Here is a 19,029-nt window from a genome sequence, read left to right on the forward strand (position 1 = left end):
GGGGGCGCGATGTGAACGGTGGCGGCGCATGCGTTAGAGTCTGCGACCGCAGTAGAGGGGCGATTGGCGCAGTGGTAGCGCGCTTCGTTCACACCGAAGAGGTCACTGGTTCGAACCCAGTATCGCCCACCCCGTTTCCGCAGGTCAGACGCACTTTTAAGAACTTCGCTCAGCGTCAGGGAACATTCAGGGAATAGCGGCATGCCAATGTGGAGGTCCTCCCACGCGTTCCCTTAGATCCCATGGCACCACTGCTGCCAACCGTCGATTGGCGATCGGACCGTCGCTTGGGTCGCCCATCGGCTGGGCCACTAGGGTGCCGGGTGCGGGCGGATGACCTCGAGATGACGCCGGTCGGTTTGGAGACCAAGGTTGTCTTCGTTCGAAGGTCGTTGAGAAGCTGCGGGGCACGTTCAAGCAGCACGAGTACGGCTCGGTGATCCAGCAGCTCCTGGTCGTGCGGCACGTGGATGCCGTGCCAGCACCGACGTGAAGGCGCTCTCGTTACGCGGGGCCGTGGCATGGGCGACGTCGGTCAGGACATGACGTTCAGCGCGATCCGCCGCGCACCCAGCCACCATGGGGTGCGCCTGGTCGATCCGGGACGGTGCCATCAGGTGCTCCTTAGCTTGACCTGAGTGACCTGCCAACCAGGGACGGTTTAGGGCTGTCCAACCACTCCAGCCTATCGAAAGGGCCCTGCCTCTTGATCGACGTCATTCCGTCCATAAGCCCGATCTCATAGGTCAAACAGTGTTCGAAGATGCCTAGAGTCAAAGACCTCCCGAAACCGGAAGAGTGACGCGTCGCGGCTCGCAGAAGCGGCGGTCGTCGAAGGCATGACGCGCGGGCCACGGACGTCCAGCGAACGTCCGCGACTTGTCGGCCTCTCGCCCTAAGGTGAGTCCGATGCCCTCCGTTCGGCGCTGGGCAGCCGTTTGGGAAAACAGCAACGACGCGAGGAGCAGGACCGCCCCCCATGACCCGGATCTTCGACAACATCGACGCCGACCTCGGTCCTCACCTCATCGACACCTACGGCGCATCCGAGCGCATGGATGCCGCCGTCGGGTATTTCAACCTTCGCGGCTGGGCGACCTTCGCGGATGCCGTGGACGCTAAGCCCGCAGGTGACCGGCCGGTCATGCGAGTCCTCGTCGGCATGACCCTCGCCGACCCCAACGACCAGGTGCTCCGCGCCCTCCAGAGCGACCTCGAAGGCTCCGAGGACGACGACGGCATCGACGGCGAAGTCGCCCGCGCCCGACGCCAGGCCGCGCTCGTGAAGTTCCGTACCCAACTCATGCGGGGCATCCCGAACGCGAGCGACCAGAAGAGCCTCCAACGGCTCCGGCACCACCTGGTCGACGGCCGCGTGCGCATCAAGTTGTTCACCCGCCGCCCGATGCACGGCAAGGCCTACCTGTGCCACCGCCAGGACGCGAACCTGCCCATCATGGGATTCGTCGGTTCATCGAACCTCACCATGTCCGGCCTGCGACACAACTACGAGTTGAACGTCGACGTGCTCGACTTCGACGCTGCCAAGAAGTTGGACGCCTGGTTCGTCGCCCGCTGGGATGACAAGTTTTCCATCGACATCACCGAGGACCTCATCAAGTTGATCGACGAGTCGTGGGCCGGTGAGGAGCCGCTCACACCGCACGAGGTGTTCCTGAAGGTCTGCTGGCACCTCTCCCGTGACGTGCGGGAGGGCCTCATCGAGTACAGCCTCCCGCCGTCGATGCGGGAGAAGTTGCTCGAATACCAGGTCAACGCTGTCCAGACTCTCGCTCGGCGCATCTATCACCGTGGCGGCACGATGCTCGGCGACGTGGTCGGCCTCGGCAAGACCTTGACCGCCGTCGCTACCTCGCTCATGCTGCGCGAGGAGTACGGTTACTCCACGCTCGTTCTCTGCCCCAAGAACCTCGTCAAGATGTGGCAGGAGCACCTCGACGCCTACGACGTGCCCGGCCGGGTCGTCTCATACACCCAGGCCCACCGTGACCTGCCCGAGATGCGCGCCTACCAGTTCGTCATCCTCGACGAGTCCCACACCATGCGCTCGGACAAGCGTCGCGACTACATCCACATCAAGGACTACATCGAGAACGCTGGCAGCAAGGTCCTCCTGCTGACCGCAACCCCATACAACATCCGCTTCACCGATGTCGCGAACCAGCTGGGCCTCTACATCGACGATGACGACGACCTCGGGCTCCAGCCGCTGTCGGCGATACAGAAGAACGCCCGTCTCGCCGAGCAGGTCGACTACAAGACCAACACCCTGCTCGCGTTCCGGAAGTCCGAGGAAGCTGACGACTGGAAGCGGCTCATGTCAGAGCACCTCGTGCGCCGCACGCGGTCGTTCGTGCGCAATAACTACGGCAAGACCGACCCCGAGAACGGACGCGACTACCTGCTCTACCCCGACGGGACTCGGTTCTACTTCCCCGAGCGGACCCCGAAGCCCATTGACCACTCCTTCGGGGAGGGCGACCCCGCCGCAGTGATGTCCGCTGACCACACCCTCAACACGATCGACGGGCTCCTGCTGCCGCGTTACAACCTCGGTTCCTACGTCAACGCCACGGCACAGAAGACGCCGGAGGAGACCGAACTCATCGAGCGCCTCCAGCGCGCCAGCGGGCACCTGACGGGCTTCATTCGCACCGGCCTCTACAAGCGCCTGTCCTCCTGCGGGCACTCCTACGTGCTCTCGGTCAACCGGCATCTTGCCCGCAACAACATGTGGCTTTATGCGATCGATAACGACCTCCCCCTGCCCGTCGGAACGGTCCTCGACGCCATGTTCAACAGCGCCCAGGAGGACGAGAACGAGGCCGAGGAGGACGACAACACCATCGGCAACGGCAAGGCCGACTACGAGGCCCTCAACCAGCGCAACCCCATCAGTGTGACCTGGGTCCGGCCATCGATCTTCAAGCAGTCGCTCGCCGTCGACATCCAGCGCGATTCCAACGAGTTGCGCGGGCTGCTCGCAACCTACGGCGAGTGGAGCCCCTCCGTGGACTCTAAGGTCGCCGCACTCATCGAACTCATCACCAGGACCCACGCTGGCGAGAAAGTCCTCGTGTTTACCGAGTACAAGGACACCGCCGAGTACGTCGCCAACGCACTCAAGGACAGTGGGGTCGACAAGGTCGCCCTGGTCACCGGTGACACCGAGGACCCCACCGGCACCGTCCGCAGGTTCGCTCCCGTCTCCAACCGGAAGCCCAACGAGCCCGTAGACGTCGAGACCGACGTGGACCAGCACCGCATCCTCATCGCGACCGATGTGCTCTCAGAAGGCCAGAACCTGCAAGACGCCCATATCGTCGTTAACTACGACCTCCCCTGGGCGATCATCCGCCTCATCCAGCGCGCCGGTCGTGTCGACCGTGTGGGGCAGAAGGCCAAGGAGATCCTCATCTACTCGTTCTTCCACGAGTCGGTCGAGAACGTCATCAGCCTGCGCCAGCGCATCAAGGACCGCCTCGCGGCCAACGCTGAGGCGTTCGGCTCCGACGAGGTGTTCTTCGGTAGCGAGGACGAGACCAAGGCCATCGAGGACCTTTACGAGGGACAACTCGACGACAACGAGGTCGACGTCGAGGTCGATGCCTCCAGCCTCGCCTACGAGGTCTGGTCCCGCGCCGAGGAGGAGACCCCGAACCTCGCCCGGAAGGTCACTGAACTGCCCGACATGGTGCACGGCACCCGCGCCTCCACGACGACCGACGACATCCCCGGCGTTGCGTGCTACGTGCGCACCGAGAACGACACCGACGGGTTCGGGTTCGCCTCCGAGCAGGGCGATCTGCGACTACTGACCGGACACGAGGCGCTCCGGGTGTTCCGGTCCGACATGGACACTCCCGGCCTGCCTATGCGCGGCGACCACTTCGACCTGACCGCCGCCCTGGCACGCGGCCCCCTCGCGAAGCCAACGACCATCGAGGGCCGACTTCGGGGGGTACGCAAGCGTGTCTGGCAGCGCCTCAACGGCAATTTCGTCAGCCTCAGCCCCGACCTTGGAGACGCTCTCGACGCACTGTTCCGCCGCCCTCTCACCAGAGACGCCGAACGTCGCCTCAAGTCGGCGCTCGCTACCAGGGCGAACGACGACGACTTAGCAGACCTCGTCGCGCTCATGTACCGCGACAACCGACTGGTCATCCCGGACACCGCCGGGAGCGACCCCATCCGCATCGTGTGCACCATGGGAGTGATCCAGTGACCATCCGCCTCGATTACGTCAACCGTGGCGACATCTCCGTCCTTTTCCGCGAGGAACTGGGCTGGAACCGCCCGGACATCACCGCGCCCATGACTGTCGAGGTAGACGAGACAACCTACGAGGCCCGCCAGGTCGCCGGGTACAAGGGTGTTCGGGTCTGGCAGGTCGACTGCGTCCCGGACGCGCGCACCCAGCGCCTAATCGACGCCGAACTGCGCCGGGTTTCCGACGAACGGCTCATCGTCTTCCGCGACAACCTCACCCAGGAATGGCGCTGGCCCCAGGTGGGCAACACCCAGGGCTCCGGCCAGCCACGTCTCGTCACCCACACGCATGTCGTCGGCACCGACAGCGCCGCCCTCGACCAGCGGCTCGCCATGGTCGAGATCGGCCTGTCCGAGTCGCCGACCGTTCCTGAACTTCTGCGTCGCATGCGGTCAGCTTTCGACGCCGACAAGGTCACCAACGAGTTCTATAAGAAGTTCCTCAGGCAGCACGACGCCCTCGTCAAGGCCATCAACGGCCTCGACGTCGAAGGCGACCGCAAGTGGTACTCAGCGCTCCTGATGAACCGGCTCATGTTCATCTACTTCATGCAGCGCAAGGGCTTCATGGACAACGATCGCGACTACCTGCGCACCCGCCTCAACTCTTTGCGCAGCAAGAGCGGGAGCGACCGGTTCTACGAGTTCTACCGGGACTTCTTGCTCCCCATGTTCCACGATGGTCTCGGAGCGCCCGGCCTCCAGGTTGCCGACCCCGTCATCAAGGGCCTCATCGGCGACATTCCCTACATCAACGGCGGTATCTTCACCGTGCACGAACTCGAAGCGGCCGACCACGACATCCAGATCCCCGATGACGTGTTCGAGTCGATCTTCGACCTGTTCGACTCCTACCAGTGGCACCTCGATGATCGACCGACCGGGAACCAGAACGAGATCAACCCCGACGTTCTCGGCTACATCTTCGAGCAGTTCATCAACCAGAAGGAACAGGGCGCGTATTACACCAAGGACGACGTCACGCACTTCATGACGACCTCCACCCTCCTTCCCGTCTTCCTCGAACGACTCCAAGCCAAGACCGGCATCAACCCGTGGGACTACGTCGTAAAGCAGCCCGCCGCCTACGTGTGGGACAGCCTCATGTACGGCCTCGCGGAGCCGCTGCCCAGCGAGATCGAGCATGAGCGAAGCACCTTCCCTCGTCCGGCCTGGAACGTCCGCGCCCCGGAGACTCACGGCTTTCCAGGTGAGACATGGTGGGAGGTCGAGCAGCGCCGCAGCCACTACGCGGAGATCCTCACCCGCGCCCAGGCGGGCGACATCAACTGCGTGGACGAGGCCGTCACCGCGAACCTAGACCTCGAATCCCTCGCCACCCGCGTCATCGACAGCATGGACACCCCGGCGAACGTCGTAGCCGCCTGGCGCATCCTGTCCGACCTCAAGATCATCGACCCCACGTGCGGATCAGGTGCGTTCCTGTTCGCTGCCCTCAAGATCCTGCTCGATCTCTACGACGCCGTCATCGACGCCGCCCGCGCACAGGCCGTCACGTCATCCGATCCCGCGCTGCACAGCCTGATCGCCGAGGTCGATGCCCATCCCAATCAGACGTACTTCATCCTCAAGCACGCCACGCTGAACAACATCTACGGCGTCGATCTGATGAAAGAAGCCACGGAGATCGCCCGGTTGCGCCTGTTCCTCAAGTTGGTGTCCGCCATCGACAACCGCGAGGACCTCGAACCGCTGCCGGACCTCGACTTCAACATCAAGCCCGGCAACGTCCTCGTAGGTGCTCGAACCGTCGAGGAGATCGAAGACTCCAGCGACATCTTCGCGGCCCAGACCATCGACACGGTCGTCGAAAAGGCCACCGAAGTCAGTGCCGCGTACCGCGAGTTCCGCGACATCCAAGAGACCGGCGACCCCAACAACGTGAAGGCAGCTCGCGACACCCTCTCGGCGTGCCTCGCCGAGGTCCGCGACATCGTCAACAAGCACTACCACTCGGTGCACGGCATCCAGGGCTCTCTGTCCGCGTGGGTGCAGAGCCACTCCCCGTTCCACTGGTTCATCGAATACCCCGAGGTCTTCGCCGACGGCGGCTTCGACGTCGTCATCGGAAACCCGCCCTACGTAGGCAAGCGGAAGGTCAGGGGCTACACGTTCAAGGGCTTCGCCACCGACGACACCCCCGACATCTACGCCCCCTGCACCGAGCGGGCCGCGCAGATCACGCGCCCGGACGGCCGCATGACCCTGATCCTGCCTATCTCGGCTCAGTTCGGCGCGGATTTCGCCTCGCTCCGCAAGCAACTGCAGAAGCGATTCGGCAGCCTGTGGGTTAGCGCCTACTCACGCAACCCTGCAGCTCTGTTCTCCGCCGGGCTCGGCGTGCGCTCCACCGTTGTCGTCGGCGCGGGCGACGGCGCAGCCGGAAACACCGTGCACGTCACCAAGACGCACCGGTGGTTCGACGACTTCCGTCCCGCCATCTTCGAGACCCTCACCTACGTCAACATTAACAACGTCAAGGACGTCGTCGGCTGGGCACGCGTCCCCAGCGAAGGCATGCGCGACATCCTCGCAACCACCGTCGGCAGCGGTGGGCTTGGCCAGTTGACCGTCCGCAGGGGCGCGAGCGTGCTCGGTTTCAAGAACATCGCCCTCTACTGGCTCGCCGTGTTCCGCGAAGACCCGCCCGCCTACGAGTTGGACCTCACCCCGTTCACCGACACCCCGATCAAGCACATCTATTTGGCCTCTGACCACGACGCACGACTGGCGCTCGCCATCGCAGCCTCAAAACTCGGATTCGTCTGGTGGTACTGCACCGGAGACGACTTCAACGTCACCGGCGAAACCATCAAGAGCATCCCGGTCAACGTTGCCGCCCTGAGCGCCGAAAGTCGCGAGCGCCTGCGAGACCTGGGCGACGCATTGACCGCCGACTTCCCCAACCACGTCCTGTTCACCAAGTACGCCGGGAAGTGGATGGGCAACTTTGTCCTCGCCGAAATGCGCGACATCACCGACCAGATCGACGCGATCCTCGCTGGGGAACTCGGCTACACCGAACACCTGCCCGCGCTGGAGCACGCGTACTACTGCGCTTACAAGCCCACCGGCGACAGACCCGGCACGCTCCGCTACGACCCCGCCACGGCTGGCGTCGATCCGGATGCGCTGGCCGCCATCGGGGGCGCTGAGTGACGGACACCGAAAACGTCGTCGGCCTAACCCCAGACCGGCTGGAAGCCGCTCTTGACCGGTATCGACAACGACCCGGTGACGGCCAGTGACGGGTCCGGAATGTCCTGTCGTGCAGGGCCTCCAAGCCTCTGGAACACGAGCGGCACGCATGCTACGAAGGTCCGTACATCGACAAGCTCGGCCCGTCCCCCAGGGGCGGGCCGAGCGCCATTTCGGGGCTAAGTGACGAGCAGTGACGGGCGGTGAGTGGGGGAGTGCACGGCGGGGTGAAGTTCTACCGCGGCGCCGCTGCCGCTGCACGCTCCTACGTCGAGGCCGACCGGTCACGCGTCGACGACCTGGCAGAGGGCACCGGGCTCGCCACCCACGACCTCGCAACACCGACTGCCGACCCCGGCGCCGCGGTTGTGGGAACGCTCGACGGCGACAGCTACGAACGCTGGGTCGCCGGGTACGACGTCAAGACCGGTACGCCGAAGGGTCGGCTCCGCAGCGACGACCACGGACTCCGGTTCGTCGAGGTCGTGGTCAACGGACCGAAGACGTGGTCGCTCGCGGCCGCGATCCACCCCGCGATCGCCGACGCGTACGACGCCGCCCAGGAACGCGCCGCCGGCGAGATCATCGGCTGGGTCGCCGACCACGCCACGACGCGGGTCGGGCCCCGGGGCCGACAGGTTCAGGTCCCGGTCGAGCGGATCGAGGCAGCCGTCGTACGACACCACACCTCCCGGGCTGGCGACCCTCACCGCCACCTCCACCTGCAGATCAACGCCCGCGTGTTCGCCCACGGCGAGTGGCGCGGGCTGCACTCCGTCGGCGTCCTCGACAGCATCGAGGCGATCAACGGCATCGGTCACGCCGCCGTCGCCTGCGATCCTGAGTTCCGGCGCTCCCTCGCCGCGCACGGCTACACCCTCGACGCCAGGTCCGGCGAGATCACCGAGCTCGCGCCGTACGCCGGCCGGTTCAGCGCCCGCGCCGCGCAGATCAACCGCAACGTCGACAAGTACGAAGCGGCGTGGCGCGCTGCCCACCCCGACCACGATCCGGGACCGCGCCAGCGACGGGCATGGGATCGCCGAGCCTGGGCGGAGGCGCGTCCCGACAAAGTCGTGCCGGCATCCGGCGCCGAGGCCGCGCAGCGGTGGATCGACGAGCTGCGCGGCCTCGGCTTCGATCGTCCGACACCACCCACCGACCCGGGCGCATCGATCCCGGCCGCGACGCCGATCGCGCGCATCAACCGCCACGCAGTCGCCGAGCTCGCGCTGGTGCGGCTCGGAGCCCGACGCTCAAGCTGGAACGCCGCCGACCTCCGCGGCGAGTGCGAACGGATCGTCGCCGACGTCGGGGTGATCGTCGACGGCGCCGTACGACGCGAACTGGGGGAGGCCTCACCGCTCGTGCGGTAGCGGCGTCGCGTCCGCTCCTGCAGCGCGACGACGTACCCGAGCACGTGCACGCGCTCACGTCGCGTGAGGTCATCGCCGTCGAGTCCGACATCGTCGCCCGCCTGGTCGCGCGAGCCGAGCACCCCGGGACGCCAGCCCAGGTCGGATCCGTCGTCGCCCGACGACAGCTCGACCAAGGCCAATGACACGTCGTCGGCGCCCTCCTCGGCACGGCCCGACTGGTCGTCGTCGAGGGCGCGGCCGGCACCGGCAAGACCACCACCCTGGCTGCGGCCAGCGACTGTCTCGACAGCGAAGGCCACCGACTGGTCGTGGTCGCCCCGACGCTCAAGGCCGCGCGGGTCGCGGGGGAGCAGGTCGGCTGCGACGCCTTCTCGGCCGCCTGGCTCGTGCACCAGCACGGTTTCCGTTGGGACGACGACGGACGCTGGCACCGCGTCGACCCCGACGACCACCCGAGCCCGAACGCGCTCGCGCGGCTCCTCCCGGGTGACCTCCTGCTCGTCGACGAAGCCGGCATGCTCGACCAGGACGTCATGCGCGCACTGCTCACCGTCGCCGACGACTCCGGCGCCCGCGTCGCGCTCGTCGGCGACCGACACCAGCTCGTCATCCACCCGACCGAGGTCGAGCGACTCGCGGCCGTCACACAGGCAGCCGCCGGCGACCTGCGTGCGGCTCCCTTGCTCATCGCCGACACCCGCGAGCAGGTGGGTCTGCTCAACGCCGCTATCCGCGACCTACGGCTGGCCGACGGGGGCGCGTTCGAGTCGTCCGAAGCGGCGACCCTGACAACGTCCGCCGGCGAGCAACTCAGTGAAGGCGACCGCGTCGCTACCCGCCGCAACGACCGCGATTTGGGCGTCGCCAACCGCGACACCTGGACCGTCGCAGCCGTGGCCGACGACCGAGGCCTTGTAGCCCCTGGTGCCGCCGGTGCCGCGCTTGAGATCGCGGCTGACCCTGGATGGATCCCGCCCGACGTCGACACGCCCAAACCCGGCGCGTCACCGCAACGGCGAACCCGTCGGCGGCAAGCTCACGAACGAGCCGGAACCCGATTTCGGGAGCACGTTCTCCCGCGCGACCGTTAGTCTGCGCACCAGAAAGATCTGGAGCGCGAGCCGGTCGACGCCAGCCCACGGACGGAGACGATGATCCTGAAACAGCTGCTGGGTAGACGTCGAGAGTACGAGGCGGTGAGGCTGCTCCTCGACTGCGCTCACGCCGGCCAGAGCGGTGTTCTCATGGTGCGCGGGGAGGCCGGCATCGGCAAGACGGCGATCCTCGAGCTGGCCCGCGATCTCGGTGCTGAGCAGTTCCAGGTGGTGTCCGCGAGCGGGGTGGAGTCCGAGACCGAGTTCGCGTTCGCGGGGTTGCACCAGTTGTGTGCTCCACTGCTGCGCCACGCGGACATCCTCTCCGATCCGCAGCGCGAGGCGCTCCTCGTGGCCCTCGGGCGGCAGACCGGCCCCGCCCCCGACCTGTTCCTGGTCGGTCTCGCCGTCCTCAACCTCTGGTCCGATGCCGCGGACGAGCAGCCGCTGCTGTGCGTCGTCGACGACGTGCAGTGGTTCGACCAGGCCTCGGCCCAGGTCCTGGCCTTCGTGGCGCGTCGGTTGTCCGCCGAGCGAGTGGCGTTGCTGTTCGGCCGCCGCGAGACCGAAGGGGACCATCACGATCCCTTCCGGGGTCTGGCGGAGATCCACGTGGGACGGCTCTCCGATGCGGAGTCGCGCCAGCTCCTGGAGACGGTCACCAACGTGACGATGGACAAGAGCGTGCGCGATCAGATCATCGCGGAGGCGCGCGGCAATCCGCTGGCCCTGCTGGAGCTGCCCCGCAGCGCGCGACTTGAGCGGCTGGCCGGAGGCTATGCCTTGCCGTACGCCGCGGGTGTCCCGCGGCGCATCGAGGACAGCTTCCGGAGACGCTCCCGGGACCTTCCTCGCGACACGCAGGAGCTGCTGCTGATCGCGGCGGCCGAGCCCACCGGCGATCCGGCGCTGCTGGAGCGCGCCGCGGCCCGGTTGGATCTCGACGTCCAGGCAGCGGTGGCAGCCGAATCGGCCGGACTGTTGGAGATCGGCCCGGCCCGGGTGCGATTCGCCCATCCGCTCGTTCGATCGGCCGTGTACCAGGCGGCGAACCCCCAGGACCATCGACGGGTGCATCGCGCGTTGGCCGAGGCCACCGCAGCGTCCGATCCCGATCGCCGCGCCTGGCACCGTGCGCAGGCGGTGCAGGGGGTCGACGAGCAGGTCGCGGCCGAGCTCGAGGCGTCGGCCGTTCGCGCTCGATCCCGGGGTGGCTTGGCGGCGGCCGCGGCGTTCTTGCAGGGCGCGGCCGAGCTGACGCCGGATCCTGTGCTGCGCGCGAAGCGTTCGCTCGCCGCGGCACTCGCCAAGTACGAGGCCGGATCGTTCGACGAGGCCCGGCGACTGATCGAGGTTGCCGTCGACGTCAACCTCGAACCTCTCGACCGCGCTCGCGCCGTTCTTCTGCGCACCCGGATGGACTACCAGGAGGCCCGGCACAGCAGCCCGCCCAAGGCGTTGTTGGCGGTCGCCGCGGGGCTGGCTCCTCTCGACCCGGTGCTCTCCCGTGAGACGTACCTCGACGCGTTGGACGGAGCGATCGTCACCGGTGGTGTGGAACCGGGATGGGGCCCGCGGGTCGCGGCCGAGGCGGCGTTGAATGCTCCACCTGCGCCGACGCCACCGCAGCTGGCGGACCTGCTGCTCGACGGGCTGACGACCATGTACACGAAAGGCTACGAAGCCAGCGTCCCCGAGCTCCGCAGGGCACTGGATGCGATGGTCGCGCTCGAGCCGAGTGCCGATCTGGACGGCAGCCGCCGCTGGCTGGGGTTGGCCAGCCGGACGGCCATAGCGTTGTTCGACGACGACCTCGTCAACGCGCTGGCCGACCGGCACGTGGCGCTCGCCCGCGAGGCGGGCGCGCTGGCGACGTTGCCGACTGCCCTGCTCATCCAGTCGCTCATGGCGGTGCTCTCCGGTGATCTGGCCCGCGCCGAACTGGTGGCGGGCCAGACCTCGATCCTGGCGCCGTCGCGAGCCCTGCCGCAGCTGCACGCCCATCTGATCCTCGCCGCGTGGCGCGGGGCCACCGAGGAGGCGTCCGAGCTCCGAGCGAGCTTGGAGCGAGGGTCCGAAGGCCCCGCTCAGCGCACCGAGCGCCTCATGACCACGTACGCCATGTCGGTACTGCACAACGGCCACGGAGACTATGCGGCGGCACTCAAGGTGGCATTGCAGTCCTTCCAGGCCTCCGAGCTGTGCCACGGCAGTCTGCCCCACACCGAGCTCGTCGAGGCCGCGTGCCGCCAGGGCAGGCCAGAGCTCGCCGCCGAGGCGCTGGCTGAGCTCACCGCGCGCGCTCAGGCCAGCGGCACCTCGTGGGGCCTGGGGTTGGCGGCTCGCTCGCGGGCGCTCGTCAGCAGCGGATCGGAGGCCGAGGCGCTCTATCGAGAGGCGATCGAGCACCTGGCCAAGCCGCGGACGGCCGGCCACCTCGCTCGCGCCCATCTGCTCTACGGGGAGTGGCTGCGTCGGGAGGGTCGCCGTCGGGACGCGCGCGAGCAGCTGCGCACGGCTCACAGCATGCTCGCGGAGATGGGTGCCGCGGGGTTTGCCGAGCGGGCGGCGCGCGAGTTGCGGGCCACGGGCGAGCACCCGCGCCGGCGCGACGCCCAGGCGGCGGATGCGCTCACCGAGCAGGAGCTTCAGGTCGCCCGACTCGTGGCCACGGGTGCGACCTCGAAGGAGGTCGGTGCGGCGCTGTTCCTCAGCCCGCGCACGATCGAGGCCCACCTGCGCAACATCTTCCGCAAGCTCGGCATCACGTCGCGCCGCCAGCTCGCCGAGGTGAAGCTGAGCTGACCCGTGGCGCCGGTGCGGCCCCGTGAGGACCTCGGCACTACGTAGGGGGTTACCTAGGCCGACGATGGCCTAGGTAACTAGGACAGGGACTTCTGAACCGCCCCGGAGATTCCGGAGGCTGAATTTTGTGGCTCAGCCGGTTGGCATGAGCTCGTTTCTTGCAGCGTAGTGACGTTCCTCGGCGGCCATGGGGGTGAGGTCGGCGAGGGCTTCGTGGGGTCGTTCGGTGTTGAAGAAGTCGACCCAGTTCAGGGTCTCGAGTTCGACGTGCTCGACGCCGCGCCAGGGACCTTCGGGTCGGATGAGTTCGGTCTTGAACAGCCCGATCTGGGACTCGGCCAGCGCGTAGGCGTCGCCGACAGATCCGACCGATGGGTCGACGCCCGCCTCGACGAGACGTTCGGTGAACGCGAAGCTGACATACTGGGCGAACCTGCGTCACAGTGGGCGGAGTGAAGTTGACCCGACTATCGATTGGTGCAGGAACGAAGACTCGTGACGATGGGCGGGGCGCTTCGTAGCAGGACGAGCCCTGTGCCGAAGGGCAGGGCATTCGGATGCGACCCAGTATCGCCCACCACCGCGAGAGGCTCCCGACCCGCGCACGCAGGGTCGGGAGCCTCTTTGTCGTGGTCGTCAGGTGGCAGGGACACCGCGGACGAACACCATGTTGACCTGCTCGCAGGAGGGCTCGCGCAGGGCCTCGCCGAGCGGCTGGTGCAGCAGCACCAGGTCGGCAGCGCCGCCGGCGCTCAGACGGCGCGGTGTGCCGCCCGGGTCCCGCGTCGGGGTCAGGTAGCTCTCGAGCGCGCGGGCGGGCGTCAGTGCCTCAGAGGCGCCGAGAGTGTGCCCGCCCGGGATCAGGCGATCGACCGCTGCGGCGATCACCTGCCATGGGTCCAGGGGGCCGTACGGCGCGTCGCTCGACATCGCGACGGGGATCCCGCGATCGAGGAGGGAGCGACACCGGTAGAGGTCGCCGTGCTCCGCCCGCGGCGTCCCGGCCGCGAACCGGTCGCCGCGGTCGGGGAGGAAGCCGGGCTGCGTCACGACCCTCAAGTTCCGCTCGGCGAGCATGCCGATCGCTGGGGCGGGCACGACGGCTGCGTGCTCGATCCGGTCGCCGGGCAGGGTCCCGGCCTCGTCCAGTGCGGCGAGGAAGAGGAAGAGCGACGCGCTGGTCACGCAGTGGGCGGCCACCGGGCGCAGTGACGAGTGGGCCTCGCGGATCTCGCTGACCAGATCATCGATCCCGGGCAGCTCGGAGTCGGCGAGCACGATCTTCCAAGGACCGGCAGCCAGCAGCGGCTCCTGAAGGTCGACACCGAGGGGAGCTCCGAGCAGGGTCACGTGCTGGGCCAGTTCGCCGGATGCCAGAGCCGCCCGGAACAGGTCCACCCGCTCCTGGTCGAGGCGCGGCGTGGCGTCGGTGACGGCGACGATGCCGAAGCGGGCAAGCCGTCGGCTCACCTCGCGCAGGGACGGAGGGTCGCCGGCGGGGAGAAGGCTGCGCAGGAGGTCGTCGGCGCGCCACACGCGTCCGGTGGGCCGGCCGGTGGCATCGCGCTCCACCGCCGGATGATGCGCGGCGGCCAGGCCGGTCGCGCGGATGGCCGCCGAGTTGAGGAACCACACCGCACCGCTCGAGTGCTGGATGCGGACCGGACGATCTCGATGGATCCGGTCGAGCGCCTGGGCGTCCAGGAGACCGGCCACGTCCTCGTGGTAGGCCACCCCGCGGACCCAGCCGTGCACGTCGGCGGGCGCGGCGCTCAGCGCCGCTGCGAGACCGGCAAGCCCGCCGACGGCCGCGGGACTGCACCGCACGGACCGCAGCTCCGCGGCCATCGCGAAGAGATGCAGATGGTGGTCGGCCAGGCCGGCGATCAACGCGCCACCGCGGCCGTCGACGACATCGGAGCCCAGCGCGTCGAGGTGGGGAGCGATCGCCTCGATCCGGCTGCCGGTGATCCGTACGTCCACGCCTCGGCCGTCGACCTCCACGTGGCGCAGCAGGATGCTCATCGAGGGGGACCCGCACCGGCGGCCACGTCGTCCCCGTACCCGCGCCCTGCCGTCTCCACGATGCGGAACGTAGCAGTCCACGGGCCGGGTCCGGCTCAGCGCAGGCCGGCGAGCTCCGCGAGAGCGTCGACCTGCTCGGCGTGGTGGCCGACGGGATTGAGGACGAGGTGGGTGGCGCCCGCGTCGACGAGCTCGTGCAGGCGCTCGGCCACGTCGCCTGGGCGCCCTGCCACGCCGGAGACGAGCGCTCGGTCGGCGTCGCGGTAGACCTCCGCGAACCACCCGCGCAGCCGCGCCTCTGCTCGCGCCGGGTCGTCGTCGACGGCGAGGAAGACCCGCTTCGAGATCGGGTACGTCGACGGGTCGCGGCCGGCGTCGGACAGCTCCTGACCGAGCACCGCGACGGACCCTGCGAACTCCGCGTGGCCCGAGTGCCCACTGGCCATCCACCCATCGGCGTACCGGGCGGCGCGACGAAGCGATGCCGGGACCATCCCTCCGAACCACAGGGGCGGTCCGACGCCGGACGACGGCCGCAGCCCGATCCCCACGTCCTCGAGGGCGACGAGCTCACCGGTGACGGTCGCTCGGTCCTCGGCCCACAGCGCCCGCACCGCCTGCACGCCGTCGAGGAAGCGGCGTACCGGCCGCTCGGTGGCCACCCCGAAGTCGCGCAGGTGCGCCTCGCGCCCCAGCCCGACGCCGAGCACGACCCGGCCGCCGCTGAGCGCGTCGAGGCAAGCCCATTGGTGGGCGACGTGGAGCGGGTGGTGGACGGGCAGGACCACCACCGAGACGCCCAGACCGATGCGGGAGGTCACCGCCGCCGCATGGGTGAGCGCCACGACCGGGTCCAGGCAGGTGGCGTGATCGGTGGTGTTCTCGGTGACCCAGAGGTCCGCGAAGCCCAGTGCCTCCGCCTGTCGCGCCACCTCGCCGACGGACGAGAGGTCGGCGGGCCGTCGCGCCCAGCGGTGCGGCAGCGAGACCCCGAGGCGCGCCCGGGCGGCCAGTCGTTGTGGGTGTCGGTCTGCTGCGCCACCGGTCGCTGACATGCCTGCCAGCACATCGACCGTCACGGCGCGTCAGCGGCGACCTCGCACCAGGTGGAACGCGCACGCGAAACCCCGCCTCGAGCGCGGCCGGATCTTCCGCTGAGTGCGACGTCTTTGCTCGGACCCCGGTGTGATCCCCAACACTCGGGGCCGATGTCTCATCTCGGGCACCACCCCCCCTCGGAGGAGCGCAACTTGAGCAGCACCATCTCTGACCCCGCCGTCGACACCGACGCGGCGAGCGCCCGCGACGAGCGGTTCCTCGAGGTCACGGACCTCGTCAAGACGTACCCCGGAGCCCCGTCGCCGGCCCTCAACGGCGTGTCGTTCTCGATGCCGAAAGGCTCGTTCCTGGTCCTGCTGGGTCCCTCGGGCTGCGGCAAGACCACGACGATGCGCTCGATCGTCGGCCTGGAGACCCCCGACTCCGGGACGATCCGGGTGGGCGACCGGGTCATGTACGACGACACGACCAACGTCCCGGTCCACCGCCGGGCGATGGGCATGGTCTTCCAGAGCTACGCGATCTGGCCGCACCGCACGGTGGCCCAGAACGTCGCGTTCCCGCTCAAGGTCCAGAAGGTCGCCCGTGGCGAGGTCACCCGCCGCGTCGACGAGGCGCTGGAGCTCGTCGGCCTCGGCCACCTCGGCAAGCGCAGCGCCAGCGCACTGTCGGGCGGACAGATGCAGCGGGTCGCGCTGGCTCGCAGCATCGTGATGCGCCCCGACCTGTTGCTGCTCGACGAGCCCCTGTCCAACCTCGACGCCTCCTTGCGCGATCGCCTGCGGATCGAGCTCAAGCGGCTGCAGCAGGAGCTGGGCATCACCAGTGTCTACGTCACCCACGACCAGTCCGAGGCGCTCGCCATGGCCGACAAGGTCGCGGTGATGTTCGGCGGCGTGATCCACCAGTTCGGCTCGCCGCGCGAGCTCTACGAGGCCCCGGCGACGCTGGAGGTCGCGGAGTTCCTGGGCAAGTCCAACATGCTCGAGGGCGACGCCGTGGCCGGCGCCGGCTCGACCGAGTTCGTCCGTGAGGGTGGCATCCGGCTCACCAGCGCGACGGGCTGGCAGGGCACGGGACCGGCTATCGCACGCATCCGGGTCGAGGACGTGGATCTGCACGCCGCCCCGGGCGGGCGCGTCAACGAGTACCCGGCCAAGGTCCTGGTCGCCGTCTACGAGGGCAGCCAGATGGCCTACCTCGTCGAGACTGCGTCCGGGGCACAGATCGAAGTGGTGACGCAACGGCGGACCAGCGACTTCCAGGCCGGCGACGAGGTCCACATCAGCGTGGACCCCGAGCACGTCCGGCTCTACGAGGCACCGGAGGACGGCGCCCGCGCCACGGCGGAGCCGACGGCATGACCGCGCTCCTCGAGCGCCCGCCGGTCGACCCGGCGCCCCCGGCAGGGCGCTCGGCCACTCGGACCCAGCGGATCACCCAGCTGCGGCCGTCGCGGCCGATCGCCTTCCTGCTGCTGTTCGGCCTGGTGCTCTACCCGACTGTCCTCATCGTCGTCGCCTCCTTCATCACCGACGGCACCCCGCTGCCCGACGTCGGGACCGACTGGGCCCCGACGATGAGCCACCTGCGCGACGTCCTGACCTCCCGGGCCGCCCTGCAGGCGCTGTGGAACTCCATCTCGCTCGCTGCCCTGTCCACCGTCTTCGGCGTCGTCATCGGGGGCCTCCTCGCCTGGCTCGCCGCGCGCACCGACATTCCGATGCCCCGCCTGGCGGCGTTCTCGGGGATCATCCCGATGCTGATCCCGGCCCTCGTCGGCGCCATCGCGTGGTCGTTCCTCGGTGCCCCCGAGGTCGGCTACATCCCCCTGCTGCTCGAGCAGATCGGGATCGACTGGAGCTTCAGCATGTACTCCTACTGGGGCATGCTGTTCGTCTACTCCCTCTACAACGTGCCGCTCGCGTTCGTCTTCCTGTACGGCGCCCTGCGGCTCACCAACCCGGAGATGGAGGACGCGGCCAACGTCCACGGCGCGACGCGCTGGCGGACGATGCGGTCGGTGACCTTCCCGCTGGTGAAGCCGGCGATGCTCTCCGCCGTCCTGCTCAACTTCGTCTCGACCGTGGAGGACTTCCCGGTCGCGATGATCCTCGGCTACGCCAACCGGATCGAGACGCTGGCCGCCCGGATCTTCGTCATGGAGGGCCAGGCGCCGCCGCCGGTCAACGACAACGCCGCGCAGGCGGTGCTGCTGATGATCGTCGTGGTGGTGCTCGTGACCTACCAACGGCGCCTGCTCAAGGGCCGGTCGTACGCGACCGTCACCGGCAAGGGTGTCCAGCACCGCAAGGTGGCGCTCGGGCGCGTCGGCCGGCCGCTCGCGCTGGTCTTCGTGCTCGGCTACATGTTCCTCGCGGTGGGCCTGCCGATGATGGCGCTGCTCATGGGCTCGCTGCGCCCGACGCTGTACGTCCCGGACTTCAAAGCCCTGCTCGACCCCGACGAGCTCACCACCGAGTCGCTCACCAACGCCCTCTCCGACGAGCACATGTGGCAGGTGGCCGGCAACTCGTTCATGATCGCGCTCGCGGTGGCCGTCATCGGCGTCGCGCTCGCCGTCCTGGTCTCCTACGCGACGCGGGACCAGAACAGCCGGGTCGCGCGTCTGCTGACCCAGGTCGCGATGCTCCCCGCCGCGCTCCCGGGCGTCGTGCTCGGCCTCGGCATGCTGTGGGCGTACGTCATCCTGCCGGTCACGATCTACGGCACGCTCGCCATCCTGATCGTCGCCTGCCTCGCCCGGCTGCTGCCGATCAGCACCAGCTCGGTCTCGGCCGCCATGGCCGGCATCCACGTCGACCTCGAGGACGCGGCCACCGTGTCCGGGGCCGGTCGGGTGCGTGCGGTCTGGTGGGTCACGGTGCCGCTGCTGCGAACCGGCCTGATCTCCACGGGCGTCGTGCTCTTCATCATGGCGACCCGGGAGATCTCGATGTCGATCTTCCTGTACACGCCGGGCACCGAGACCTTCGCGGTCTACCTGTATCTGCTGTGGGCCAACGGCACGTGGTCCCAGCTGGCGTCGATGAGCTTCATCTTCGCGGTCTTCACGCTCCTCCTCGTGCTGCTCACCCGACGGTGGATCGCTGAGTCCAGCGTCCGCTGACCGCCGCGCGGCGTCGCGATGCCGTGCG

At 68.5% G+C, this 19,029-nt stretch carries 9 protein-coding genes, 1 tRNA gene and 1 pseudogene; 8 read left to right on the top strand and 3 right to left on the bottom strand.

The window, feature by feature from the left end; genetic code table 11:
* Positions 1–57 precede the first annotated feature (57 nt).
* The 6 genes from LRP67_RS13325 to LRP67_RS13350 all read left to right on the top strand — a co-directional run bounded on the left by LRP67_RS13325 (position 58) and on the right by LRP67_RS13350 (position 12,787).
* Positions 58–129 (top strand) — tRNA-Val (locus tag LRP67_RS13325).
* 850 nt (positions 130–979) lie between these two features.
* The gene (locus tag LRP67_RS13330; protein WP_231270657.1) at positions 980–4,246 is read left to right on the top strand and encodes a helicase-related protein; all 3,267 of its coding nucleotides are present in this window, start codon (positions 980–982) and stop codon (positions 4,244–4,246) included.
* Positions 4,243–7,470 carry an Eco57I restriction-modification methylase domain-containing protein gene (locus LRP67_RS21890; protein WP_231270658.1) on the top strand — a complete coding sequence of 1,076 codons (3,228 nt, stop codon included), beginning with the start codon at positions 4,243–4,245 and terminating at the stop codon, positions 7,468–7,470. Before LRP67_RS13330 ends, LRP67_RS21890 begins: the two co-directional genes overlap by 4 nt.
* A 242-nt stretch (positions 7,471–7,712) precedes the next feature.
* The gene (mobF, locus tag LRP67_RS13340) at positions 7,713–8,885 is read left to right on the top strand and encodes a MobF family relaxase (protein WP_231270659.1); all 1,173 of its coding nucleotides are present in this window, start codon (positions 7,713–7,715) and stop codon (positions 8,883–8,885) included.
* A gap of 218 nt (positions 8,886–9,103) precedes the next feature.
* Positions 9,104–9,979, top strand: a complete 876-nt coding sequence (locus tag LRP67_RS13345) for an AAA family ATPase (protein WP_231270989.1) — start codon at positions 9,104–9,106, stop codon at positions 9,977–9,979.
* A gap of 60 nt (positions 9,980–10,039) precedes the next feature.
* Positions 10,040–12,787: an AAA family ATPase gene (locus tag LRP67_RS13350; protein ID WP_231270660.1), complete on the top strand. Its 2,748-nt coding sequence runs from the start codon at positions 10,040–10,042 to the stop codon at positions 12,785–12,787.
* 132 nt (positions 12,788–12,919) lie between these two features.
* On the opposite strand, the pseudogene LRP67_RS13355 reads toward LRP67_RS13350, so the two are convergent.
* The 3 genes and pseudogenes from LRP67_RS13355 to LRP67_RS13365 form a co-directional block, all read right to left on the bottom strand.
* Positions 12,920–13,236 (bottom strand): annotated as a pseudogene (locus LRP67_RS13355) (transposase); the annotation flags it as partial.
* 187 nt (positions 13,237–13,423) lie between these two features.
* Entirely contained in the window at positions 13,424–14,812 is a 1,389-nt protein-coding gene (locus tag LRP67_RS13360; RefSeq protein ID WP_231270661.1) for an amidohydrolase family protein, read from the bottom strand.
* A gap of 95 nt (positions 14,813–14,907) precedes the next feature.
* The gene (locus LRP67_RS13365; protein ID WP_231270662.1) at positions 14,908–15,867 is read right to left on the bottom strand and encodes an LLM class flavin-dependent oxidoreductase; all 960 of its coding nucleotides are present in this window, start codon (positions 15,865–15,867) and stop codon (positions 14,908–14,910) included.
* Positions 15,868–16,062: 195 nt separating this feature from the next.
* Here LRP67_RS13365 and LRP67_RS13370 point away from each other — a divergent pair, with 195 nt between their 5' ends.
* A complete protein-coding gene (locus tag LRP67_RS13370; protein WP_231270663.1) occupies positions 16,063–17,235 on the top strand; it encodes an ABC transporter ATP-binding protein in 1,173 nt (390 codons plus the stop codon).
* Positions 17,232–19,001 (top strand): iron ABC transporter permease, encoded by a 1,770-nt coding sequence (locus LRP67_RS13375; RefSeq protein WP_231270664.1) that lies wholly within the window; start codon positions 17,232–17,234, stop codon positions 18,999–19,001. Before LRP67_RS13370 ends, LRP67_RS13375 begins: the two co-directional genes overlap by 4 nt.
* Positions 19,002–19,029 lie beyond the last annotated feature (28 nt).

It is taken from the genome of Nocardioides sp. cx-169, from assembly GCF_021083605.1.
Lineage (GTDB): Bacteria > Actinomycetota > Actinomycetes > Propionibacteriales > Nocardioidaceae > Nocardioides.

What these genes read in the sequence shown, in the direction of transcription:
- LRP67_RS13330 (WP_231270657.1), top strand. Translation starts at nt 980, where the DNA reads ATGACCCGGATCTTCGACAACATCGACGCCGACCTCGGTCCTCACCTC.
- LRP67_RS13350 (WP_231270660.1), top strand. Translation starts at nt 10,040, where the DNA reads ATGATCCTGAAACAGCTGCTGGGTAGACGTCGAGAGTACGAGGCGGTG.
- LRP67_RS13360 (WP_231270661.1), bottom strand. Translation starts at nt 14,812, where the DNA reads ATGAGCATCCTGCTGCGCCACGTGGAGGTCGACGGCCGAGGCGTGGAC.
- LRP67_RS13365 (WP_231270662.1), bottom strand. Translation starts at nt 15,867, where the DNA reads ATGTCAGCGACCGGTGGCGCAGCAGACCGACACCCACAACGACTGGCC.
- LRP67_RS13375 (WP_231270664.1), top strand. Translation starts at nt 17,232, where the DNA reads ATGACCGCGCTCCTCGAGCGCCCGCCGGTCGACCCGGCGCCCCCGGCA.